Here is a 22,842-nt window from a genome sequence, read left to right on the forward strand (position 1 = left end):
CGTGGGTCGGCGCCCGGCCGTAGGCTGGCCGTATGTCAACCCACGCCAGGCGCGAACGCCTTCTGCTTGCCGATCTGTTGGAGAGTGCGGGCCCCGAGGCACCCACCCTGTGCGAGGGGTGGCGGACTCGTGAACTGGCCGCCCATGTCGTGGTGCGCGAGCGGCGCGCGGACGCGGCCGGCGCGCTGGTCGTCAAGGCCCTCCAGCCCCGGATGGAACGGGTGCTGGAGGAGTTCGCGGCCAAGCCCTACGAGGAGCTGATCCAGCTCATCCGCACCGGTCCGCCGCGGGTGTCGCCCTTCAACCTCAAGCAGGTCGACGAGGCGGCCAACACCGTCGAGTTCTTCATCCACGGCGAGGACGTCCGCCGTGCCCAGCCCGACTGGACACCGCGCGAGATCGACCCGGTCTTCGCCGACACCCTGTGGAAGCGGCTGGAGACCACCGCCCGGCTCTACGGGCGCCGGTTCCCGGTCGGCCTGGTCCTGCGGCGGCCCAACGGCCAGGTGGTGGTGGCCCGCAAGGGCACCCCGGTCGTGACCGTCACGGGCGAGCCCGGTGAACTGCTCCTCTTCGTCTCCGGGCGCCAGGACTCGGCACGGGTGGAGACGGCGGGCGACGAGGAGGCCGTCGCGCGCGCCCGCGAGGCCAAGACGGGCATGTGAGCGCCGGGGCCGGTGAGGGCGGCGCGTTCCGCGCCTCCCCGCCGCCGCCCGGCTCCCCCGCCGGTGCCGTCCGCCGCAGCTCACCCCGGTCCGGGGCTCAGCCGCCCAGCCCGGCCTCGCGGGCCCGGGCGGCGGCGGCCATCCGGTCGGTCACCTGGAGTTTGGCGAAGACGTGGGAGATGTGGTTGCGGACGGTCTTGTCCGACAGGACCAGCTCCCGGGCGATCCGCCGGTTGCCGTAGCCCCGGGCGAGCAGCTCGAGAACCTGCCGCTCGCGGTTGGTGAGCTGGGGGAAGGCCACCCGGCCGGGCATGTCGTGGACCGCGGCGAAGTAGTCGCTCAGCCGGTCCGCGACGAAGGGGCTGAACACCGCCCCGCCGCCGGCGACCGTGCGCACCGCTCTCAGCAGCTCCTCGCGGGGCGCGTCCTTGACCACATAGCCACGCGCCCCGGCGCGGAGTGCCGATATCACCGCGTCGTCCTCCTCCAGCGCCGACAGGATCAGCACCCGGGGCGCCGGTCCCCCGCTCCGCGGTGCGGAGATGAGCAGCCGGGCGACCTCGGCCCCCGAACGGTCGGGCAGGCCGAGATCCATCAGGACGACATCCGCGGTCACCTCTCCCCCGCCCAGGGCCCGGATCGTCTCCTCCCCGGTGGCCGCCTCCCCCACGACCTCCATGTCGGCCGCGCCCTCGACGGCGTGGCGGGCCCCGGCCCGGAACATCGGGTGGTCGTCGACGAGGAAGACCCGGATCCTCGTCATGGCCGCTCCCGGGACCGCACGGTCCGCCCGCCGCGCGGAAGCGGCGGACGGACCGGCACGTCCGCGGTTACGGTCGCGGGCGTGCCGCGCGGAGCGCGGGCCCGTCCCTCGCCCTTCTCTTCCCTACCGGAAATTCCGTATTCGCTCCGGAGAGCCGATGGGGTACGCATTTCGCGTCTTGCCCGGCCGCCTCTCATCACCTCGTCGGTCATCGGTGAACGCCTCACTGTTTTTGCTTTGAACGATTCGGGTTCCGCTCTCCGACCCGGTGACCCACTCCCCGGCGCCGCTTCCCCGCATCCGGTCCGCTCGACTCCGCGGCCCCCCGGCGTCGCCATGAAGATTTCCCCCAATTCCCGCTGATCCTCGAACACTAATACAGCCAAAGCGCTTTCCGAAGGCATGGATTCGGCCACCCGTCGGCACGACTGACCAGGCATTTCTCCTGGGCATCACACCGGGTTTACATGTGAAAGCGAGCCGTGACGGCCGTTCGCCGCCTCCCCGGAAGTGGCGAGAAACGATGGTTACCCGTAAGGCGTCGGCGGAGGGCCCACCACGTGCTGGTCCTGGGCCGATCCGCACCGTACGGCCGTGCCACCCGGGACTTCACGGGACTTGGCTCCCACGAAACCGGGACAACGGACCTCCTACGTTGAAGATGTCCGGCACGTCCGGAGGCCGTTGGACCGACGGGTTCCGGAAGCCCTCGGCGGCGTCGCCCTCCGAGCCGTTCCCACCCCGAAGGGAAAACACATGGTGTGCGCTGCCGACCGGAGGCATCTTTCACGGACAGGCGCGGGATCCGTGGATTGGCCGGTGGGCACCGGACCGGCCGCCGTCCTCCACCCGCCGCCCGTAAAGCCCGGCGGACGCTGCCGGTCCGGGGCCGGGAACAGGCCGGTCAATCACTCCGTCCACCGCCGGCCGGGCGAGGGTCCGAAACAGTCCAACGAGATTCACCGGTGTTTTCGCGGATGCTTTGCCCGGCATGGCAACCGCAACACCGGCCGGCTCCGGACCCACCGGGGAGAGGAGACGCGGTGACGGCCTGGCAGGCGTACGGCGGGCGGGGCGCCACCGGTGTCTGGCTGGTGGGCGCGCGCGGCGCGGTGGCGGCCACCGCGATCGCGGGCGCTGCGGCACTGAGCGCGGGGCTGGTACGGCCCACGGGGTGCGTCACCGCACGGCGCGAGTTCCTCCCCCTGGACCTGCCGCGCTTCGACGAGCTGGTCTTCGGCGGACACGACATCGCCCGGACCAGCCTCCCGGAGCGGGCGGAGCGGCTGGTGGGGGAAGGTGTCCTGCCGCCGGGCCTGCCCCGTCTGGTGCGCGGGGAACTGCTGGCCGCCGAGAAGGAGATCCGCCCCGGGGTGACCGGGGCGGACGGCCCGTTCGACCAGCTGGAGGCGGTCCGCGGACTCACCGACGACCTGGTGTCCTTCCGGCGCCGGTGGAGCCTGGAACGCGTCGTCGTGCTCGACGTCTCCTCCACCGCCCCGGCCGCGGCACGGTGCCCGGCGCGCCTCTCGCTGCCCGAGCTGCGGCGCGCGCTGGCGTCCGGGGAGAGCGTCCTGCCGGACGGCTCGCTGTACGCCTGCGCCGCGCTGCGGGCGGACTGCTCCTACGTGGACCTCACCGCGTCGGCGGACCTGCGGCTCCCGGCCCTGCGGGAACTGGCCGCCGAGCGGGGGCTGCCGTACGCGGGCAGCGCGGTCAGGACCGGCGAGACCCTGCTGAGGTCGGTGCTGGCCCCCATGTTCACCCAGCGGGCGCTGGCCGTCCGGTCCTGGTCCGGCACCTGCCCGGGCGGCGGGGACGGTGCGGGCGACGGCCCGCCGGACCGGGTGGACCGGGTGCTCTTCGAGGGCTTCCTGGGCACCCAGATGACCCTGCGGCTGGCCTGGCAGGGCTGCGAACCCGCCCTGGTCGCCCCCCTGGCGCTCGATCTGGCCCGGCTCATGGCGCTGGCCGACCGGGCGGGTGTCCAGGGCCCGGTGCCCCAGCTGGCGTTCTTCTTCGGCGACCCCCTGCCCGGCGGCCCCTCCGGCGGGGACCGGGCCGCGCCGGCCGAGCAGTACGCGACGCTGGTCGAGTGGGCGCACGGGCTGCGCGTACCCGCGTGAGGCCCGGCGGCACCGGTCACGCCGACAGCGGACGGTGCGGCGCGCGCGGGGCGCCGCACATAGGTTCTCCGGCATGGAGCTCACCGAGGTCACCCGGGTGCTGCCCGGCCTGCACATGCTCGTCTTCACCGTCGGCCAGGCGTATCTGTGGCACGAGCCCGGCTCGCTGACCCTGATCGACACCGGCACCGCCGGTTCCGGGCCGGCCGTCCTCGACGCCGTACGGGAGCTGGGCCACACGCCGGGGGAGCTGGACCGTGTGGTCCTGACCCACTTCCACGAGGACCACACCGGGGGCGCCGCCGAGCTCGCGGAGACCACCGGGGCGACGGTCATGGCGCACCGGCTGGAGGCGCCCGTGATCCGCGGCGAGGCGCCGGGCCCGCCGCCGGACCTGGCCGGCGCGCCCGACTGGGAGCGCGAGCTGTTCGAGAACCTGCCCGCGCTGCCCCCGGCCCCGCCGTGCCGTGTCGACCGCGAGTTGGAGGACGGCGACGTGCTGGACTTCGGCGGTGGCGCCCGGGTGGTGGCCGTTCCCGGCCACACCGACGGCAGTATCGCGCTCCTTCTGCCCGCGGGCGGCGGTGTGCTGTTCACCGGGGACACCGCCGCCAACGTCGGGGGCGCCACCATGCCGGGGGTGTTCAACCTGGACCGCGCCCGCCTGTCGGCGTCGTTCCGCCGGCTGGCCGCCCTGGATACGGAGACCGCCTGCTTCGGGCACGGGGAGCCGATTCCCCACGGCGCCGGGGCGGTGCTGCGGAAGGCGGCGGCCGGTCTGCCGGGCCCCTGACGCCGGTGTTCCGCGGGCATCCGTCGGCCGGACGCCCGGAGCGCACCGTCTCAGCGCACCGGGTGGCCGGCCTCCCGCAGGGTGCCCTTGACCTGGCCGATGCGCAGGTCACCGAAGTGGAAGACGCTCGCGGCGAGCACCGCGTCCGCGCCGGCCGACACCGCCGGGGGGAAGTCGGCCAGCCGTCCGGCGCCGCCGGATGCGATCACCGGGATGGTGACGTGCTCGCGGACCGCGCCGATCATGGCGATGTCGTAGCCGTCCCTGGTGCCGTCGGCGTCCATGGAGTTGAGCAGGATCTCCCCGGCGCCCAGCCCGGCCGCCCGGTGCGCCCACTCCACCGCGTCGATGCCCGTTCCGCGCCGGCCGCCGTGGGTGGTGACCTCGAAGCCGGAGGGCGTCACCGTGCCCTCGGGGCAGCGGCGGGCGTCGACCGACAGCACCAGCACCTGGCTGCCGAAGCGCTCGGCGATCTCCCGGATCAGCTCCGGGCGGGCGATGGCGGCGGTGTTGACGCCCACCTTGTCCGCGCCGGCCCGCAGCAGCCGGTCCACGTCCTCGGTGCTGCGCACGCCGCCGCCCACCGTCAGCGGGATGAAGACCTGCTCGGCGGTGCGGCGCACCACGTCGTAGGTGGTCTCGCGGTCCCCGGAGGAGGCGGTGATGTCGAGGAAGGTCAGCTCGTCGGCGCCCTCCGCGTCGTACACCTTCGCCATCTCGACCGGGTCGCCCGCGTCGCGCAGGTTCTGGAAGTTGACCCCCTTGACGACCCGGCCGCCGTCCACGTCCAGGCAGGGGATGACTCGTACGGCCAGGGACACCTCAGACACTCTCCTTCGCCGGGCCCACCGGGCGGAACGCCTCGATCTCCACCTCGACCAGTACCCGCGAGTCGACGAAGCCGGAGACCACCACGAGCGTCGCGACGGGGCGGACGGAGCCGAAGATCTCCCGGTGGGCGCGGCCCACGTCCTCCACGTCGCGCGCGTGGGTTATGTACATGCGGGTGCGGATGACGGAGTCGGCGCCCAGGCCGAACCGTTCCAGCGCGGCCAGGGCGTTGGTGAACGCCGTCCTCGTCTGGAGGTACGGATCGCCCTCGCCGTGCACCACGCCGCCGGCCAGCGGCATCGTCCCCGCGACGAGGACCCGGTCGCCGACCGCGACGGCCCGCGCGAAGCCGATCTCGTCCTCCCAGGGGCTGTCGGAGCGGATCCGCTCCACCGCCGCGGGCCCCGCCGCCGGATCCGTCATCGGGAGACCGCCTCCAGTGCCTCCTCCAGCGTGAACGCCTTGGCGTACAGGGCCTTGCCCACGATGGCCCCCTCTACCCCCCGCGGCACCAGGGAGGCGATCGCTCTGAGGTCGTCGAGGGAGGAGACGCCGCCGGAGGCGACGACCGGGCGGTCGGTGGCGGCGCAGACGTTCTCCAGCAGTTCCAGATTGGGCCCCTGGAGGGTGCCGTCCTTGGCGATGTCGGTGACGACGTAGCGGGCGCAGCCCTCGGCGTCGAGCCGCTCCAGCGTCTCGTAGAGGTCGCCGCCGTCCCTGGTCCAGCCGCGGCCGCGCAGGGTGGTGCCGCGCACGTCCAGCCCGACGGCGATCTTCTCGCCGTGCTCGGCGATCACCTTGGCGACCCACTCGGGGCTCTCCAGGGCGGCGGTGCCCAGGTTCACCCGGGTGCAGCCGGTGGCCAGCGCGGCGGCCAGCGAGTCGTCGTCGCGGATGCCGCCGGAGAGCTCGACCCTGAGGTCCATGGCGCGGACGACCTCGGCGATCCGCTCGCGGTTGTCCCCGGTGCCGAAGGCCGCGTCGAGGTCCACCAGGTGCAGCCACTCGGCACCGGCCCGCTGCCAGGCCAGGGCGGCGTCCAGCGGATCACCGTAGGAGGTCTCGGTGCCGGACTCGCCGTGGACGAGCCGGACGGCCTGTCCGGCCCGGACGTCGACGGCGGGGAGGAGTTCGAGACGGTCGGTACTCATCAGGGGTGGTCCTCGGTCCTGGTCGGTCTGCTGGAGCGGTCCGCGTGAGCGGCCGGGGCCGCCGGCTCCTGCCGGAGGCCGTGTCGGGAGCGGTGTCGGTGCCTGCCGGAGGCTAGAGGGTGTCGATCCAGTTGGCCAGCAGCCGCGCGCCCGCGTCGCCGGACTTCTCGGGGTGGAACTGGGTGGCCCACAGCGGGCCGTTCTCCACGGCGGCGACGAAGCGCTCCCCGTGGGTGGCCCAGGTGACCTTCGGGGCGGGCATGGCCGGGTTGGTGGCCGTCAGCTCCCACTCGCGCACGGCGTAGGAGTGCACGAAGTAGTAGCGGGCGTCGGCGGACAGGCCCGCGAAGAGCTTCGAGTCCGCGGGCGCCTCGACGGTGTTCCAGCCCATGTGCGGCACGACGTCCGCCTTGAGCGGGCCGACCGTGCCGGGCCACTCGGCCAGGCCCTCGGCCTCCACACCGTGCTCGATGCCCCGGCCGAAGAGGATCTGCATGCCGACGCAGATGCCCAGCACCGGGCGTCCGCCGGCCAGCCGGCGTTCCACGACCCAGTCGCCGCGGGCCCGGCGGAGTCCGGCCATGCAGGCGGCGAACGCGCCGACACCGGGGACGAGCAGCCCGTCGGCGTTCATCGCGGCGTCGTAGTCGCGGGTGATCTCCACCTCCGCTCCGGCCCGGGCCAGCGCGCGCTCGGCCGAGCGGATGTTGCCGAAGCCGTAGTCGAAGACGACGACCCGTTTGTTCCTCTCCGCCATCACCACGCTCCCGCCACGTTCACGACCGCCGCCACCAGGACCACGGCGCCGACGATGCCCAGCAGAACGGTCACCCCGGTGGGGGGCTTCTGCCTCTCCGTCACGACCACACCTCCAGACGCAGGACTCCGGCGAGCAGGGACAGGGCCGCTCCGATGCCGAGCAGGGCGATGACCCCCCTGGGCATCTGCTGTTTCCAGAAGGAGACGGCACCGCCGAGCAGGAAGAGCCCCACGAAGATCAGCAGGATGGAGGGGCCGTTCACAGCGCGCCCTTGGTGGAGGGGATCTCCTTCTGGCGCGGGTCGGGCTCGCTCGCGTAGCGCAGCGCCCGGGCGAGCGCCTTGAACTGGCACTCCACGATGTGGTGCGCGTTGCGCCCGTAGGGGACGTGGACGTGCAGGGCGATCTGGGCCTGCGCCACGAACGACTCCAGGATGTGCCGGGTCATCGTGGTGTCGTAGGAGCCGATCATCGGCGCCATGTTCTCCGGCTCGGAGTGCACCAGGTAGGGGCGCCCCGACAGGTCCACGGTGACCTGGGCGAGGGACTCGTCCAGCGGTACCGAGGCATTGGCGAAGCGGACGATGCCGCGCTTGTCGCCCAGGGCCTGCCGGAAGGCGGCGCCCAGGGCCAGCGCGCTGTCCTCGATGGTGTGGTGGCTGTCGATGTGCAGGTCGCCCTCGGTCTTGACGGTGAGGTCGAACAGCCCGTGGCGGCCGAGCTGGTCGAGCATGTGGTCGTAGAAGCCGACCCCGGTCGACACGTCGGCCCTTCCGGTGCCGTCGAGGTCGATCTCGACGAGGACGGAGGTCTCCTTGGTGGTGCGCTCGACGCGTCCCACACGGCTCATCGGTTGCTCTCCTTCAGTACTGCGCGCATCGCGTCGAGGAACGCGTCGTTCTCGGCCGGGGTGCCCGCGGTGACCCGCAGCCGGCCCGGTACCCCGTTGTCCCGGACCAGGACGCCCCGCTCCAGCAGGGCCTGCCAGACGGCGTGGGCGCCGCCGGGGCCGTCGAACCGGCCGAACTGCACGAAGTTGGCGTCGGAGTCGGTGACCTCGCAGCCCATGGCGCGCAGCTCGGTCACCAGCCGGTCCCGTTCGGCCTTCAGCTGCTCCACGTAACCGAGCAGGGTGCCGGTGTGTTCCAGGGCGGCCAGGGCGGTGGCCTGGGTGACGGCGGACAGGTGGTACGGCAGGCGCACCAGCTGGACGGCGCCGACGACGGCCGGGGCGGCGGCGAGGTAGCCCAGCCGCAGTCCGGCGGCGCCGAACGCCTTGGACATGGTGCGCGAGACCACCAGGTTCGGGCGGCCGTCGAGCAGCGGCAGCAGCGAGGGCCGGTGGCTGAACTCGCCGTACGCCTCGTCGACGACCACCAGCGAGGGCCGGGCCGCCTGCGCCGCCTCGTACAGGGCCAGTACGGTGTCGGCCCCGACGGCCGTGCCGGTGGGGTTGTTGGGCGAGCAGACGAAGACCACGTGCGGCCGGCGCTCGGCGATGACCGCCCGTGCCGCCGCCACGTCGATGCGGAAGTCCTCCTCGCGCGGCCCGGAGAGCCAGCCGGTGCCGGTGCCGCGGGCGATCAGGGCGTGCATCGAGTACGAGGGCTCGAAGCCGAGCGCGGTGCGGCCCGGGCCGCCGAAGGCCTGGAGGAGCTGCTGGAGGACCTCGTTGGAGCCGTTGGCGGCCCAGACGTTCTCCGCCGCGAGCTCGTACCCGGCGGTGCGGGTGAGGTAGCGGGCCAGCTCGCCGCGCAGTTCCAGCGCGTCCCGGTCGGGGTAGCGGTTGAGGTGCCGGGCGGCCTCGGTGACGCGCTCGGCGATCCGGGCCACCAGCGCCTCGGGCAGCGGGTAGGGGTTCTCGTTGGTGTTCAGCCGTACGGGCACGTCCAGCTGGGGCGCCCCGTAGGGGGACTTGCCGCGCAGTTCGTCCCGGATGGGCAGGTCGTCGATGCCGGTCACTTCCCCTGGGGCACCTTCCAGTCGAACCTCGCCTTGAGGGCCGCCCCGTGCGCGGGCAGGTCCTCGGCCTCCGCCAGGACGACCACGTGGCGGGCCACGTCGGCCAGCGCGTCGCGGGTGTAGTCCACGACGTGGATGCCGCGCAGGAAGGACTGCACGGACAGCCCGGAGGAGTGGCAGGCGCAGCCGCCGGTGGGCAGCACGTGGTTGGAGCCGGCGCAGTAGTCGCCGAGGGAGACCGGGGCCCAGGGGCCGACGAAGACCGCGCCCGCGTTGCGGACCCGGGCGGCGACCGCGGCGGCGTTCTCGGTCTGGATCTCCAGGTGCTCGGCGGCGTAGGCGTCCACCACGGCCAGGCCCTGGTCCAGGTCGTCCACCAGGATGGTGCCGGACTGCCGCCCGGCCAGCGCCTCGGTGATGCGCCCGGTGTGCCGGGTGGCGGCCACCTGCACGGTCAGCTCGGAGTCGACGGCGTCGGCCAGCGCCTCGGAGGGGGTGACCAGGACGGCGGCGGCCAGGGTGTCGTGCTCGGCCTGGCTGATCAGGTCGGCGGCGACGTGGCGGGGGTCGGCGGTGTCGTCGGCGAGGATCGCGATCTCGGTCGGGCCGGCCTCGGAGTCGATGCCGATGCGGCCCTTGAGCAGGCGCTTGGCGGCGGCGACCCAGATGTTGCCGGGGCCGGTGACCAGCTGCGCGGGAGCGCACTCCTCGGTGCCGTAGGCGAACATGGCGATCGCCTGGGCGCCGCCGGCGGCGTACACCTCCTCGACGCCCAGCAGGGCGCAGGCGGCCAGGATCGTGGGGTGCGGCAGCCCGGCCGCCCAGTGCCCGGGGAGGCCCTTCTGCGGGGGCGAGGCGACGGCCAGCGAACCGACCTCGGCCTCCTGCGCGGGCACGACGTTCATCACCACGGACGAGGGGTAGACGGCCTGCCCGCCGGGCACGTACAGGCCCACCCGCTCGACCGGCACCCACCGCTCGGTGACGGTGCCGCCGGGGACGACGCGGACGGTGGAGTCGGCGCGCCGCTGGTCGCGGTGGACGGTCCGGGCGCGGCGGATCGACTCCTCCAGCGCCTCGCGCACCGCCGGGTCCAGCTCCTCCAGGGCCTTCTCGATCGCGGCGGCCGGGACCCGTACGCGCTCCAGGCGCACGCCGTCGAAGCGCTCGTTGTACTCGATCACCGCCGCCGTGCCGCGATGGTGCACGGCCTCGCAGATCGGCCGCACCTTCTCCAGGGCGGCCTCGACGTCGAGTTCGGCTCGGGGCAGCAGCCCCCGGTCGACCCCGTCCGCGGCGAGGTCGCGTCCGCGCAGGTCGAGTCGGGTCATGGATACGGATCGAAGCACGTGTCCCAGTGTCTCAGACCGGATCAGGTGCCCGGCCCGCCGTATCAGTGCGTGATACGGACGAGCCGGGAGGGGGAATCCTGTCAGTGCTGACCGATAGCGTCCGAGCAGTCACCCAGTGACTTCTGTGATCCGGGGGGAGACGAGGGGAGAGAGCGGTTGTGAGCGAGCCTCTGGACAGCGGGGACCCGCCCGCCGGACTGCGGCTGACCACCGCCGAGTGGGGCATGTGGCAGGCCTTCCGCAACGGCAGCGAGCACGATCTGCGCTCCGGCGCGCCGGAGCTGGACGATCCCAACGGGGACCACGAGTGGGGGCCGCGGCGGACGGTGCGGGCCCGGGTCGTCGCCCTGTTGCTGCTGCACGGGCCGTCGCCGCTGCTCGGCCGGGTCGCCTCGCTCCAGCTGACCGGCGCGTACGTCACCGGGAAGCTGGACCTGTCCGGGGGCACGGTCGAGCCGTACGTCGAGTTCAAGCAGTGCCGTTTCGAGGAGGAGGTGCTGCTGCACGAGTGCCGGCTGGTGACGGCCCGGCTGATCGACTGCCACATACCCCGGCTGGAGGCCTCCCGGATGAGCACCGAGGGCGATCTCCATCTGCCGCGCTGCACCGTTCCCGGGGGCGTGCGGCTCACCGACGCCTCCATCGGCACGGACCTGCTGCTGAACGAGATGACGGTCGGCAGCGGGCACCGCATGCGGTCGTTCTCCGCCGACGGGATCCAGGTCGCGCAGGATCTGCAGGCCAGCCTGGTGCTGGCGACCGGCGAGGTGGGCCTGCGGGGGGCGGAGATAGGCGGCTCGCTGTTCATGTACGGCAGCGTGCTGCGCCGCGGCAGCGGGCAGTACGCGCTGTACGCCCCGCAGATGACGGTCGAGCACTTCGCGCACTTCGCCTCCTCCGGCCCGCGCGAGCTGCCGGTCGTCCACGGCTCCACCCCGCCCGACGGCACCGCCTGGCCGCCGCCGGACGGGCACAGCCACGCGGTGCGGCGCGCCAAGCCCTTCGAGTGCACCGGCGGGATGAAGCTGGACGACGGGAAGTTCGGGGACTCCCTCGTGCTGGACGAGGCCCGCTTCCACCTGGAGCACGACCAGGAGCTGTCGCTGCGCCGCGTCCAGACCCCGGAGCTGTGCTTCACCCCCGAGCGGCCCGCGGACGGCCGGGTGGTGCTGGCGGGGGCGTCGGTGGACAACCTGGTGGACCGGGTGGAGAGCTGGCCGGTGGAGGACGGGCTGTGGATGGCCGGGTTCACCTACCAGAACCTGATCCCGCGCGGGCGGTTCACCCTCGCCCAGCGCATCCAGTGGCTGGCGACGGCGACCCCCGAGTACGCGCCGGAGCCCTACGAGCAGCTGGCGACCGTGATGCGCAACAGCGGGGAGGACGCCGACGCGCGCGCCGTCCTGCTGGAGAAGCAGCGCCGCCGCCGCGAGACGCTCCCGCCGGCCGCGAAACTGTGGGGCTATCTGCAGGACTGGACGGTGGCGTACGGCTACCGGCCGGGGCAGGCCGCGCTGTGGATGGCGGTGGTGTGGGCCTCGGGGACGCTGTACTTCGCCCGGCGTCCGCCGGAGCCGCTCAGACCGGGGGAGTCGCCGTACTGGAGCGCTCCCCTGTACGTCCTGGACCTGCTGCTGCCGGTGATCGATCTCGGCCAGTCCGGCCAGTGGAAGACCGACGGCGCCGCCCAGTGGACGACCACGGCCCTGATCCTGCTGGGCTGGGTGCTGGCCACCACGGTCGCCGCCGGGGCCACCAGGCTGCTGCGGCGGCAGTGAGACCGCGCCGGGACGTCCACCGGACCGGCCGACCACCGAACACGTCTTGATGGGCCTTAGGCTGCGGACTGTGACCACCACTCGCCTACCGCTGTTTCCCCTCAACACCGTGCTGTTCCCCGGGCTGGTGCTGCCGCTGAACGTGTTCGAGCAGCGCTACCGCGCGCTGATGCGCGAGCTGCTCCGGATTCCGGAGGACGAGCCGCGCCGCTTCGGGGTGGTCGCCATCCGGGACGGCCGCGAGGTCGCGCCGACCGCGACCGGGATGCCGGACCCCACCGCCCTCTCCGAGGCCGGCCCGGCGGCGGGCTTCGGACCGGATCCGATACGGGCCTTCCACTCCGTGGGCTGCGTCGCCGACGCCTCGACGATCCGCGAGCGCCCCGAGGAGGACGGGGAGGGCGACGGCTACGAGGTGCTCGCCACCGGCACCACCCGCTTCCGGCTGCGGTCCGTCGACGCCTCGGGGCCGTATCTGGTCGCCGAGGTCGAGGAGCTGACGGAGGAGGTCGGGGAGGGCGCGGGCGCGCTCGCCTCCGGGGTGCTGCGGGCGTTCCGCGCCTACCAGAAGCAGCTCGCCGGTGCCCGGGAGCGGACTCTGGCCGGCGGCCAGGAGCTGCCGGACGAGCCGTCGGTGGTGTCCTATCTGGTCGCCGCCGCGACCGTGCTGGACACCCCGACCAAGCAGCGGCTCCTGCAGGCCCCGGACACCGCCACGCGGCTGGCGGAGGAGCTGAGAATTCTGCGGCGCGAGACGGCGCTGATCGGTAGGCTCCCCTCGGTTCCGGCGGCGGAGCTCACCCGCCTGCCGACCAGCCCGAACTGAGCTCCGGGCCGTGGCGGTGCCCACCGGCCCGGCGCGGCCGTCCGGCGGCCCGAGACACAGCGAGACGACATTGGCCAGGAAGAAGCAGCGGACCGGCTCCGGCGGCACCCCCGCCACCGTGGCCGCCACGAAGGCGGGGGTGTCCTTCACCCTCCACTCCTACGAGCACGACCCGGCGAGCCCCTCCTACGGCGAGGAGGCAGCCGAGGCGCTCGGAGTCGGTCCGGAGCGGGTCTTCAAGACCCTGGTGGCGGAGGTCGACGGCGTGCTGACCGTCGCGGTCGTCCCCGTCTCCGGCTCGCTGGACCTCAAGGCGCTGGCGTCGGCCGTCGGCGGCAAGCGGGCCTCGATGGCGGACCCGGCCGCCGCCGAGCGCGCCACCGGCTACGTACGCGGCGGGATCTCCCCCCTGGGCCAGCGCAGGGCGCTGCCGACCGTCGTGGACGCCTCCGCCCAGCGGTACGGGACGGTCTGCGTCTCGGCCGGGCGCCGGGGCCTGGAGATCGAGCTGGCGCCCGCCGACCTGGTCCGGCTCACCGGCGCGGTGACGGCACCGGTCGCCCGCGGGTAGGTCTGCCGGGCGGGCCCCGGCCGGTACGGGTCCCGCCCCCGGAGGGCGCTACTCCTTGCCCGGTGCCCCGCTCCCCGGCGGCGGCCCCCACCCCGGGTGGGGGAACGGCTCGGGGCCGGGGTCACGGGGCCCGAACAGGGCCGTGAGTCCCAGGTGCACCAGCAGCGCGGCGAACGGCCAGGCCAGCAGGGCGCCCTTGGCCTTCAGCTCCAGCGGGGCGTCGAAGACCTCCCCCCTGCCCACCTCCCCGGCCCGGGCCACCACGTCCTGCTCCGGTCCGAGCTGGACGCCCAGCCGCCAGGCCAGCACCGAGCCGAGCACCGCGCCGAGCGCCAGCCCGATCACCGTGCCGATGCCGCCCCGGCGCCGGGCGAGGAAGACCGCGGCCCCGGTCAGCGCCCCGACGCCCAGGGCCAGCAGCACGAACGTGCCGTCGGCGCCGACCGTCTCCTCGCCCTCGGAGTCGCGGAGGTAGACGGCAGTGCCGTCGGAGACCAGCGGGATCCGCGGGGCGAGCCACAGCCACAGCAGACCGAGCGCCACGCCGGCGACGGCCACCGCGACCGCCACCGGCACGGCGTCGCGCACCTCCCGCCGGACCTCGACGCCACCGGTCTCCGCACCGGACCGGCGCAGTCCGCCGGTTTCCCCGCCCGGGCCGGGCCCGCCCGTGTCACCGGGTCCGCCGGACGCCGCGGCGCCGGGCGGCGGGGACGTCCACGGGTCGTAGTCCCGGGAGGGGCCGTGATGGGAAGGAGGAGGCGTCGGTGCGGTCACCCTGCCATCGTGCCAGGTTCGGTCACCGGTTCGACGGGCAGGCCGTACGAGTGGCACGCCGGAACGGCGCGGCCGCGGGGTTCAGCGCACCGCCGCGCGCCGGTACGCCCAGGTGGCGGCGGCCAGGGTCACGGCGCCGACCGCGACGCACACCCCGAGGTCGGCGACCACGGAGGGCCAGTGCGGCCGGGGCCCGAGCACGGCCGCCAGCGCCTCCACACCGTAGGTGGAGGGCAGCAGGTCCCGCAGCCCGCGCACCGGCTCCGGCAGTCCCGAGGCGGGCAGGACGCCCAGCAGCAGCGCGGCGGACATGCCCAGCTGCCCGCAGAGGGTGGCGATCTCCTGACGGGGCGCGAGCAGCCCCAGGGCCGCGCCGAGCCCGGCGAGCGCCGCGCCGACCAGCGGCACCACCGCCGCCAGCAGCCACAGCCCGTCCAGCGGAAGGCCGTAGAGCAGCGCGCCGGTCACGGCGGTGACCGCCGTGCCGGGCAGGGTGAAGGAGGCGTACGCGCCCGCCGTGCCCAGTACCACCGCCGCGGGCGGCACCGGCAGGGTGGCGTAGTGGTCCAGGCCGCCGGAGGCGCGCAGCCGGCCGAAGTACTGGGCCAGCAGGTTGAGCGCGACGAAGGCGACCACCAGCACGCTGGAGCCCGCCACCACGGCCCGCGCCTCGTCGCCGGGGCCGGCGTCCACGACGCCCCGCATCAGGACCATGATCCCGATCGACTGGAAGGTGGCCACGAACAGCAGCGGGATACGGGCCACCCGGGCCCGGGAGAGCTGCGCCCGGTAGACGGCCGCCAGACCGGACCACAGGCCCGCGCCGTCGGCGAGCGGGGCGGCGGCCGGCCCGCCCGCCTCCCCGGGCTCCCCCGGCTCCTGCCCGGCCGGCCCGCCGGGCGGCGCGGTCCGCGCCGCGGAGGTGCTCACGCCTTCACCAGTCCTTCCGTGTGTCCGCCGAGCGCCAGGTAGACGTCCTCCAGGCTCGGGGTGGCCAGCGTGAAGTCGTCCAGCGCGGCGAACGCCGGGCCGCCGGTGACGGCGGCGACCGCCGCCCGGGCGTCCTGCTGGGGAAGCCGCAGCGTCCAGCGGCGGCCGGCCGTCGCGGCGGACCGGTGCAGGGCCGCCACCTCGGGCAGCTCCAGCGGCGGGCGGTCCCGCCACACCAGCTCCAGCCGCACGTCCTCGCCGACCACCGCCTTCAGGCCGGCCGGGGTGTCACAGGCGATCACCCGGCCGCGGTCCAGCACCGCGACCCGGTCCAGGACGAGTTCGGCCTCGATGACGTTGTGGGTCACCAGGACCACCGTGGCGCCGTGCTCGGCGCGCCGCCGGTCGATCGCGGACCACACCGCGCGCCGCGCCACGGGGTCCATGCCGGTCGTCGGCTCGTCCAGCACCAGCAGGGGCCGCTCCCCCACCAGCGCCGCCGCCACGCAGGCGAGCCGCCGCTGGCCGCCGGAGAGCCGCCTCAGCGGACGGTCCGCCAGCGGCCCCAGGTTCAGCTCGTCCAGGACGGTGTCGCACTCGCGGCGCGCGGCGGCGGCGGCCAGGCCGCGCAGCCGCCCGGTGGTCTCGGCCGCCAGCGTCACGGTCAGCTCGTCCAGCGCGGTGGACTCCTGCCCGAGGTAGGCCAGCAGCCGGGCCGCCCGCCTCGGGTGGCGCACCAGATCGTGGCCCAGGACGTCGATGCCCCCGGCGTCGGGCCGGAGCAGCCCGGTGAGCTGCCGCACCAGGGTGGACTTCCCCGCACCGTTCGGGCCGAGCAGGCCGAAGATCTCGCCGTGCCGCACGGTGAGGCTGACACCGTCGCTGGCGCGTACGGCGGGGGTGCCCGGGGCGCCGCGGCGCCCGCGCCGGGCGGGGTAGGTCTTGACCAGCTCGCGGACGCGCACGGCGGTCTCCGCCGGCATCCGCGCGCCGTCCGCCGCGGCGCCCACGGCGCTGCCCGCCGTGTCACCCACCGTGCCGTCCGCCGCCTGCCGAGTGCCCGTGCTCACGAGCTACGAGGGTACGCGTCCCCGCCGGACTCAATCGCCGGTGGGTGCGTGTTCGTTCACCGTACGGGCGTCCACCTCGCGCCAGAAGCCCGCCCGGATCGCATAGCGGTCGTGCTCGTCGATCTGGTCGTCCTTGTGCGCCAGCAGACCGAAGCGGGCGGCGTAACGCAGCAGCTCACCGTCGATGCGGTGCGGGATGCGGGGGTACTCCGCGGAGAGGACCCGCAGATGGGCGGGGACGGCCAGCCGCCCGATCCAGCGGCGGGCGAAGACCTGGCCGACCTCGAAGGGATCGCCGCTGACCGTGGTGATGTCCTCCTCCCGGTCCGCCCAGCGCTGCTCGGCAGTGGTGAGCTGGGCGAGGGTGGGCAGCCCGGCGGCGTCGGGTGACTCACCGGGCGTACCGCGGTCGACCCAGCCCCGGTCGGAGGACCAGCGCAGGGTGGCGCCGGGGGAGGCGGAGGGGTTGGGCGGCACGGCGGGGCGGCCGAGTCCGGCCAGGTCCTTGGGGGTGGGCACGCCCCTGACCGGCCCGGGCTCTCCGCCGTGCCCGTCGGCGGCGGGGGCCTGGGCACCGTTGCTGCCGGGGTCGGCCGGTCCCCCGGCGGAGACGGTGCCGGCGGTGCCCGGCCGCGGCGCTCCGTCGGCGGCGGGGGCGTGTGCGGGGGCGTCCTCGTCCGGGGCGGCGGTGTTCCCCCCGCCGGAGGGATGGGGGCGGTCGGGCAGCGGTGCGGAGAGGATCGCGGTGATCTCGGGCCGGGTGTCGGGGCGGGGCGGGCAGATCCCCGTGAGGTCCTTGGCCCGGACGGCGCGGGTGATCCAGTCGCGGTCCAGCACCCGCCGCTCGTCGGCCTCGGCGACCAGGTCCTCGGACTGGTTGTAGTCGCCGTCGGCGGCCTGGACGGCCCACAGATGGACGGCGACACCGTGCTCCTTGGCGGACATCAGCCCGGGCAGCAGATCGCCGTCGCCGGTGACCAGCACGATGTCGGAGCAGGCGCGGTTGCGGGCCAGCTCGGTCAGCTCGGCGTGCATGGCCGCGTCCACGCCCTTCTGCGCCCACCGTCCCTCGCTGCGGGTGAGGGCGCCGAGCCGTACGGTCACCCGCGGCATCACCCGCAGCCGCCGGTGCTCGGGCTGGGGCACCCGGTCGGGCGCACCGTCGAACCAGTAGATCCGCAGCAGACGGCAGCCGGTGTCCTCCTCGGCGCGCTCGCGCAGTCCCTGGATGAGCACGGAGTGGTCCACGGTGATCCGGGAGCGTGCGGGCTCGCCCGCCAGGAGGCTCGCGGCGGCGCCCAGGAGATATCCGGCGTCCACCAGGACGACGCAGCGGTCCACGCTCCACCCACTCTCGGTACGACCCGCACGGACCGGTACGGCCACCGTGACCGGTGGCTTCCCGCCGGTCTTGTGCGCTTGTCTCGGATCTGTCTCGAGTCTGCCCGACCGTACAGGCTCGACGGCTCGGACTCGATCTTCGGCGTGGCGGAACACCGATGTCCACCGTACGGGAGGGCCGCCCGGGCAAGAAGACCGGCCGATCAGGGTAATTGCCCGGAATGCGAATTCCGCGACCGCGTGCGAGGCTGATCGCGGCCCATCGTTCAGAGGTCCGCACAGGAGGAGATCATGGGCAAGCACAGGAAGGACGACCGCGACCGGCGGCGCGGACGCGGGACCACCGAGCAGACGCGGGAGCGGCCGCAGGACACGGCCGGGGAGGCGGCGTCCTCGCCGGGCGGCCCAGGCGAGGGCGGCCGCAGGAGCCACCGGCGCTTCGGCCACAACTGACCGGCGACTGATCACCGGCCGGCCGGCAACCGGCTGGCGGAGAACCACGGCCGCCCGGCCCCGGTTCCGCGAGACCCCCGGGGGCCGCGCACCACGGGACGGCCCCCGGCGGTGGGCGCCCACCGCCGGGGGCCGTCCGTCCGCTCCGGGCAGACCGCCCCGGGCGGGGCGGGGTCAGCCCGCCAGACAGGACGGGCCGAGCAGTGCCTTGAGGTCGCCGAAGAGTGCCGGGTCGGCGGTGACGCGGTGCCGGTCGAGCCGGAGCACCGTCGTCTTGCGGCTGCCCTGGAGCCTGACGCGCACCTCGGTCGAGCCTCGGTGGTGGGTGAGCACCTCGCCCAGCTTCTCCACCAGCGGCGGGGTGACCTTGACCGTGGGAATGGTGATGGTGACGGGCGCGTCGGAGGCGGCGTCCGACAGGTCGGGGACCATCAGCTCCATGGCGACCAGCCGGGGGATGTCCTCCCGCTTGTCCAGGCGCCCCTTGACGAAGACCACCGTGTCCTCGACGAGCTGGGTGGAGACGAGCTGGTAGGTGGCGGGGAAGAACATGCAGTCGATCGAGCCGGCCAGATCCTCCACGGTGGCGATCGCCCAGGCGTTGCCCTGCTTGGTCATCTTCCGCTGGAGTCCGGAGATGATGCCGCCGATGGTGACGATCGCCCCGTCGGCGAAGTCGCCGCCGGTGAGCTGGGAGATCGCGGCGTCGGCCTTGTCGGTCAGCACGTGCTCCAGACCGAACAGGGGGTGGTCGGAGACGTAGAGGCCGAGCATCTCCCGCTCCTGGGCGAGCAGATAGCTCTTGTCCCACTCGTCGGTGGGGAACTCCACGTCCAGGCCGAAGCCCGGACCGCTGTCGGCGGTCTCCTCCCCCATGCCGCCGAACAGGTCGAACTGTCCCTCGGCCTCCTTGCGCTTGATCTGCACCACGTTGTCGATCATCGACTCGAAGTGGGCGGTCAGACCCTTGCGGGTGTGGCCCAGCTCGTCGAAGGCACCGGCCTTGATCAGCGACTCGACGGTGCGCTTGTTGCACACCACGGCGTCGACCTTGTCCAGGAAGTCGGGGAAGGAGGTGTACTTCCCCTTGGCCTTCCGGCAGGCGACGATCGAGTCCACCACGTTCTGGCCGACGTTGCGCACGGCGGTGAGCCCGAAGACGATCACGTCGTCGCCGCGCGGGGTGAAGTTCGCCTCGGACTCGTTGACGTCCGGCGGGAGCACCCTGATGCCCATGCGACGGCACTCGTTGAGGTAGACCGCCGACTTGTCCTTGTCGTCGCGGACGGAGGTCAGCAGGGCCGCCATGTACTCGGCCGGGTAGTTCGCCTTGAGGTAGGCCGTCCAGTACGACACCAGTCCGTACGCCGAGGAGTGCGCCTTGTTGAAGGCGTAGCCGGCGAAGGGGACCAGCACGTCCCACACGGCCTGGATGGCCTCGTCGGAGTACCCCTTCTCCCGGGCGCCCTTCTGGAAGTTGACGAACTCGGCGTCCAGGACCTCCTTCTTCTTCTTGCCCATCGCCCGGCGCAGCAGGTCGGCCTGTCCGAGGCTGTACCCGGCGAGCACCTGGGCGGCCTTCTGCACCTGCTCCTGGTAGACGATCAGGCCGTAGGTGATGTCGAGGACCTCCTTGAGAGGCTCCTCCAGCTCCGGGTGGATCGGGGTGATCTCCTGCTGCCCGTTCTTGCGGAGCGCGTAGTTGATGTGCGAGTTCATGCCCATCGGGCCGGGCCGGTACAGGGCCGAGACCGCGGAGATGTCCTCGAAGTTGTCCGGCTTCATCATGCGCAGCAGGGAGCGCATCGGCCCGCCGTCGAACTGGAAGACGCCCAGGGTGTCGCCGCGCTGGAGCAGCTCGAAGGTCTTGGGGTCGTCCAGCGAGAGGTCGAGCAGGGTGATGTCGATGCCCTTGTTGGCCTTCACCAGCTTGACGGCGTCGTCCATGATCGTGAGGTTGCGCAGGCCCAGGAAGTCCATCTTCAGCAGGCCGAGCGACTCACAGGTCGGGTAGTCCCACTGGGTGACCACCGCGCCGTCGTTCTTGGGGCTGAACACCGGGACGTGGTCGACCAGCCGCTCGCTCGACATGATCACGCCCGCCGCGTGCACGCCCATCTGCCGCACCAGGCCCTCGATGCCCCGGGCGGCGTCGATCACCTTCTTCACGTCCGGCTCGTTCTCGTACATCGACCGGATCTCGCCCGCCTCGTTGTAGCGGGGGTGCTTGGGGTCGGTGATGCCGGACAGCGGAATGCCCTTGCCCAGGACGTCGGCGGGCATCGCCTTGGTGATGCGGTCGCCCATGGCGTACGGGTAGCCCAGCACCCGGGCGGAGTCCTTGATCGCGGCCTTGGCCTTGATGGTGCCGTAGGTGCCGATCTGGGCGACCTTGTCGGCGCCGTACTTCTCGGTCACGTAGCGGATGACCTCACCGCGCCTGCGCTCGTCGAAGTCGATGTCGACATCCGGCATGGACACGCGCTCGGGGTTGAGGAACCGCTCGAAGATCAGCCCGTGCTCGATCGGGTCGAGGTCGGTGATGCCCATGGCGTACGCCACGATCGAGCCCGCCGCGGAACCGCGGCCGGGCCCGACGGCGATGCCGTTGTTCTTGGCCCACATGATGAAGTCGGCGACCACCAGGAAGTAGCCGGGGAACCCCATCTCGACGATGACGTCCATCTCGTAGTCGGCCTGCCGCTGCCGGTCCTCGGGGATGCGGCCGGCGTACCGGCGCTCCATGCCCCGCCGGACCTCCTCGCGGAACCAGGACTCCTCGGTGTGCCCCTCGGGGACGGGGAAGCGGGGCATCAGGTCCCGCTTCTCGAACCAGCCGGTGGTGTCGACCTGCTCGGCCACCAGGAGGGTGTTGCGGCAGCCCTCCTGCCAGGCGTCGGAGGAGTCGATGGCGTACATCTCCGCCGCGGACTTCAGGAAGTAGCCCGCGCCGTCGAACCGGAAGCGGTCGGGGTCGGAGAGGTTCTTGCCTGTCTGGATGCACAGCAGCGCGTCGTGCGCCTCGGCCTCGCTGGCGTAGGTGTAGTGGCTGTCGTTGGTGACCAGCGGCGGGATGCCCAGCTTCTTCCCGATCTCCAGCAGCCCGTCGCGGACCCGGCGCTCGATCTCGATGCCGTGGTCCATCAGCTCCAGGAAGTAGCGGCCCTTGCCGAAGATGTCCTGGTAGTCGGCGGCGGCCTTGAGCGCCTCGTCGAACTGGCCCAGCCGCAGCCTGGTCTGCACCTCGCCCGAGGGGCAGCCGGTGGAGGCGATCAGGCCCTCGGAGAACTCGGCGATCATCTCCCGGTCGGTGCGCGGCCACTTGACGAAGAAGCCCTCCATGTAGGCGTCGGAGGAGAGCCGGAAGAGGTTGTGCAGACCGGTCTTGCTGGCCGCCCAGATCGTCTTGTGCGTGTAACCGCCGGAGCCGGAGACGTCGTCGCGCTTCTGGTGGGGCTGGCCCCACTGGACACGCCGCTTGTAGCGCCGCGACTGCGGGGCGACGTACGCCTCGATCCCGATGATCGGCGTGACACCCGCCCTGGTGGCGTGCTGGAAGAAGTCGTAGGCCCCGTGGAGGTTGCCGTGGTCGGTCATGGCGATGTGCGTCATGCCCATCTGCTGGCACGCCTCGAACATGTCCTTCAGCCGTGCCGCACCGTCCAGCAGTGAGTACTGGGTGTGTACGTGCAGATGGGTGAACGGCTGATCGGCCACGACGGGGGACCTCCGGTGCAGGGGCTTGCGGCAGTGCCTGGACGGCTCCGAAGTCTAAGGCCTGGCACCGACAGAACTCCCGTGCCCCGCGCGGGCGGACGGGTGGCCGCCCGGCCTCGCCCACCGGTCCGGCCCCGGCATGGAAAGCGCAGGTCAGGCCGGTCGTCAAGGCGGCATCCGCCGTTGTTCCCCGGAGCCCGCCCATGTTGCGATCGCCACCGGCGCCCGCACTTTAGGCCCTTCTTAGGGGAGCACGTGGCACACTCGGCTGCGATGGACACGATGGGCTTCCCGGGCACGGGCGTACGAGCGGTGCGCGCCGCGGTCTTCACCGCACTGTGCGTCACCCTGTCCGCGGGTGCCCACGTCCTGCTCACCGGAAACCCCCTGCCGTTCCTGCCGCTCGCCCTGGTGACCGCGGTGGTGTTCGCCGCCGCCTTCGCGCTCGCCGGACGGCGGGAGCGGGGGTACTGGTCGATCGCCGCGCTGCTGGTGCCGCTGGAGCTGGCCGCCGACACGGTCTTCACCGCCGGCCAGGACACCTGCTACGGGCAGGCCGGCGGTCCGGTGGCGGGCCCGTTGCGCTCACTGGGTGTGGACCTGCTGTGCGCGGGCGGCGACTTCGGGACGCCGCTGGCACGGATGGCCGCCTCCGGCGCCTCCCCGCTCCCCGCCCCGGCGCACCCCGCCGCCCCCTGGCTCCTGCTGGCCGTGCACCTGGCCGTGGGACTGACCGCCGCCGCCTGGCTGCGGCGGGGCGACGCGGCGCTCACCCGGCTGCTGCGCGCCGCCGCGACGGCCCTGTTCCGGCCACTGCTGCTGGGGACCGGCGCCCGTCCGGCGCCCGTGGGGCGGACTGGGCTCGGCGTCCGCCCCGCCCTCCACCCCCGCGCCCCCCGCGCGCTTCCGCTGCTCATCCACTCCGTCGTGCGACGCGGACCTCCCTGCCCGGCGGCCACCACCGTCTGAGCACTACC

At 73.5% G+C, this 22,842-nt stretch carries 22 protein-coding genes and 1 pseudogene; 8 read left to right on the forward strand and 15 right to left on the reverse strand.

The features are described from left to right. The first annotated feature begins 32 nt into the window (after positions 1 to 32). Positions 33 to 665, forward strand: a complete 633-nt coding sequence (locus V1L54_RS22965) for a TIGR03085 family metal-binding protein (RefSeq protein ID WP_330119985.1) — start codon at positions 33 to 35, stop codon at positions 663 to 665. Positions 666 to 762: 97 nt separating this feature from the next. Here V1L54_RS22965 and V1L54_RS22970 read toward each other — a convergent pair whose 3' ends face one another. Further along, on the reverse strand, positions 763 to 1,428 hold the full coding sequence (locus V1L54_RS22970; RefSeq protein WP_330119986.1) for a response regulator: 666 nt from the start codon (positions 1,426 to 1,428) through the stop codon (positions 763 to 765). Positions 1,429 to 2,471: 1,043 nt separating this feature from the next. Here V1L54_RS22970 and V1L54_RS22975 point away from each other — a divergent pair. Together V1L54_RS22975 and V1L54_RS22980 are read left to right on the forward strand one after the other, a co-directional pair. After that, positions 2,472 to 3,554: an inositol-3-phosphate synthase gene (locus tag V1L54_RS22975; protein ID WP_330119987.1), complete on the forward strand. Its 1,083-nt coding sequence runs from the start codon at positions 2,472 to 2,474 to the stop codon at positions 3,552 to 3,554. Positions 3,555 to 3,627: 73 nt separating this feature from the next. Continuing rightward, positions 3,628 to 4,347 carry an MBL fold metallo-hydrolase gene (locus tag V1L54_RS22980; protein WP_330119988.1) on the forward strand — a complete coding sequence of 240 codons (720 nt, stop codon included), beginning with the start codon at positions 3,628 to 3,630 and terminating at the stop codon, positions 4,345 to 4,347. Between the two features lie 50 nt (positions 4,348 to 4,397). On the opposite strand, the gene hisF is transcribed toward V1L54_RS22980, so the two are convergent. The 8 genes from hisF to hisD all read right to left on the reverse strand — a co-directional run bounded on the left by hisF (position 4,398) and on the right by hisD (position 10,381). Continuing rightward, entirely contained in the window at positions 4,398 to 5,168 is a 771-nt protein-coding gene (gene hisF, locus V1L54_RS22985; protein WP_330120028.1) for an imidazole glycerol phosphate synthase subunit HisF, read from the reverse strand. Position 5,169: 1 nt separating this feature from the next. Next, on the reverse strand, positions 5,170 to 5,601 hold the full coding sequence (locus V1L54_RS22990) for a RidA family protein (protein ID WP_330119989.1): 432 nt from the start codon (positions 5,599 to 5,601) through the stop codon (positions 5,170 to 5,172). Continuing rightward, complete coding sequence (gene priA, locus V1L54_RS22995) at positions 5,598 to 6,329, reverse strand: bifunctional 1-(5-phosphoribosyl)-5-((5-phosphoribosylamino)methylideneamino)imidazole-4-carboxamide isomerase/phosphoribosylanthranilate isomerase PriA (RefSeq protein ID WP_330119990.1); 732 nt, start codon at positions 6,327 to 6,329, stop codon at positions 5,598 to 5,600. Before priA ends, V1L54_RS22990 begins: the two co-directional genes overlap by 4 nt. Before the next feature lie 112 nt (positions 6,330 to 6,441). Further along, positions 6,442 to 7,086: an imidazole glycerol phosphate synthase subunit HisH gene (gene hisH / locus V1L54_RS23000; protein WP_330119991.1), complete on the reverse strand. Its 645-nt coding sequence runs from the start codon at positions 7,084 to 7,086 to the stop codon at positions 6,442 to 6,444. A 100-nt stretch (positions 7,087 to 7,186) separates the two neighbouring features. Next, a complete protein-coding gene (locus V1L54_RS23005; RefSeq protein WP_330119992.1) occupies positions 7,187 to 7,351 on the reverse strand; it encodes a CG2302 family histidine operon protein in 165 nt (54 codons plus the stop codon). Further along, positions 7,348 to 7,938, reverse strand: coding sequence for an imidazoleglycerol-phosphate dehydratase HisB (hisB, locus tag V1L54_RS23010; protein WP_330119993.1), 591 nt, complete (start codon positions 7,936 to 7,938; stop codon positions 7,348 to 7,350). Before hisB ends, V1L54_RS23005 begins: the two co-directional genes overlap by 4 nt. Beyond that, the gene (locus V1L54_RS23015; RefSeq protein WP_330119994.1) at positions 7,935 to 9,050 is read right to left on the reverse strand and encodes a histidinol-phosphate transaminase; all 1,116 of its coding nucleotides are present in this window, start codon (positions 9,048 to 9,050) and stop codon (positions 7,935 to 7,937) included. Before V1L54_RS23015 ends, hisB begins: the two co-directional genes overlap by 4 nt. Further along, positions 9,047 to 10,381 carry a histidinol dehydrogenase gene (gene hisD, locus V1L54_RS23020; RefSeq protein WP_330119995.1) on the reverse strand — a complete coding sequence of 445 codons (1,335 nt, stop codon included), beginning with the start codon at positions 10,379 to 10,381 and terminating at the stop codon, positions 9,047 to 9,049. Before hisD ends, V1L54_RS23015 begins: the two co-directional genes overlap by 4 nt. A 179-nt stretch (positions 10,382 to 10,560) precedes the next feature. Here hisD and V1L54_RS23025 point away from each other — a divergent pair, with 179 nt between their 5' ends. The 3 genes from V1L54_RS23025 (at position 10,561) to ybaK (ending at position 13,577) form a co-directional block, all read left to right on the forward strand. Then, positions 10,561 to 12,180: an oxidoreductase gene (locus tag V1L54_RS23025; protein WP_330119996.1), complete on the forward strand. Its 1,620-nt coding sequence runs from the start codon at positions 10,561 to 10,563 to the stop codon at positions 12,178 to 12,180. Between the two features lie 70 nt (positions 12,181 to 12,250). Further along, positions 12,251 to 13,006 carry an LON peptidase substrate-binding domain-containing protein gene (locus V1L54_RS23030; protein ID WP_330119997.1) on the forward strand — a complete coding sequence of 252 codons (756 nt, stop codon included), beginning with the start codon at positions 12,251 to 12,253 and terminating at the stop codon, positions 13,004 to 13,006. Between the two features lie 70 nt (positions 13,007 to 13,076). Beyond that, the gene (gene ybaK, locus V1L54_RS23035; RefSeq protein WP_330119998.1) at positions 13,077 to 13,577 is read left to right on the forward strand and encodes a Cys-tRNA(Pro) deacylase; all 501 of its coding nucleotides are present in this window, start codon (positions 13,077 to 13,079) and stop codon (positions 13,575 to 13,577) included. A 48-nt stretch (positions 13,578 to 13,625) separates the two neighbouring features. Here the strand turns inward: ybaK and V1L54_RS23040 are convergent, their stop codons facing one another. The 5 genes and pseudogenes from V1L54_RS23040 to V1L54_RS23055 form a co-directional block, all read right to left on the reverse strand. Next, on the reverse strand, positions 13,626 to 14,354 hold the full coding sequence (locus V1L54_RS23040) for a hypothetical protein (RefSeq protein WP_330119999.1): 729 nt from the start codon (positions 14,352 to 14,354) through the stop codon (positions 13,626 to 13,628). An 81-nt stretch (positions 14,355 to 14,435) separates the two neighbouring features. Then, the gene (locus V1L54_RS23045; protein WP_330120000.1) at positions 14,436 to 15,284 is read right to left on the reverse strand and encodes an ABC transporter permease; all 849 of its coding nucleotides are present in this window, start codon (positions 15,282 to 15,284) and stop codon (positions 14,436 to 14,438) included. Next, on the reverse strand, positions 15,281 to 15,661 hold the full coding sequence (locus V1L54_RS29640; RefSeq protein ID WP_503676904.1) for an ATP-binding cassette domain-containing protein: 381 nt from the start codon (positions 15,659 to 15,661) through the stop codon (positions 15,281 to 15,283). The genes V1L54_RS23045 and V1L54_RS29640 overlap by 4 nt, the downstream gene beginning before the upstream one ends. Further along, positions 15,650 to 16,156 (reverse strand): annotated as a pseudogene (locus V1L54_RS29645) (ATP-binding cassette domain-containing protein); the annotation flags it as partial. The gene V1L54_RS29640 and the pseudogene V1L54_RS29645, both read right to left, overlap by 12 nt. Before the next feature lie 228 nt (positions 16,157 to 16,384). Further along, the gene (locus tag V1L54_RS23055; RefSeq protein ID WP_330120001.1) at positions 16,385 to 17,695 is read right to left on the reverse strand and encodes an NYN domain-containing protein; all 1,311 of its coding nucleotides are present in this window, start codon (positions 17,693 to 17,695) and stop codon (positions 16,385 to 16,387) included. Positions 17,696 to 17,986: 291 nt separating this feature from the next. On the opposite strand from V1L54_RS23055, the gene V1L54_RS23060 reads away from it, so the two are divergent. Next, positions 17,987 to 18,148 (forward strand): hypothetical protein, encoded by a 162-nt coding sequence (locus V1L54_RS23060; protein ID WP_330120002.1) that lies wholly within the window; start codon positions 17,987 to 17,989, stop codon positions 18,146 to 18,148. 174 nt (positions 18,149 to 18,322) lie between these two features. On the opposite strand, the gene dnaE is transcribed toward V1L54_RS23060, so the two are convergent. After that, positions 18,323 to 21,865 (reverse strand): DNA polymerase III subunit alpha, encoded by a 3,543-nt coding sequence (dnaE, locus tag V1L54_RS23065; protein WP_330120003.1) that lies wholly within the window; start codon positions 21,863 to 21,865, stop codon positions 18,323 to 18,325. 282 nt (positions 21,866 to 22,147) lie between these two features. Between dnaE and V1L54_RS23070 the strand changes: the two genes are divergently transcribed. Next, the gene (locus V1L54_RS23070; protein ID WP_330120030.1) at positions 22,148 to 22,834 is read left to right on the forward strand and encodes a hypothetical protein; all 687 of its coding nucleotides are present in this window, start codon (positions 22,148 to 22,150) and stop codon (positions 22,832 to 22,834) included. The last annotated feature ends 8 nt before the right edge of the window (positions 22,835 to 22,842 follow it).

The organism is Streptomyces rubellus, from assembly GCF_036323805.1.
GTDB lineage: Bacteria > Actinomycetota > Actinomycetes > Streptomycetales > Streptomycetaceae > Streptomyces.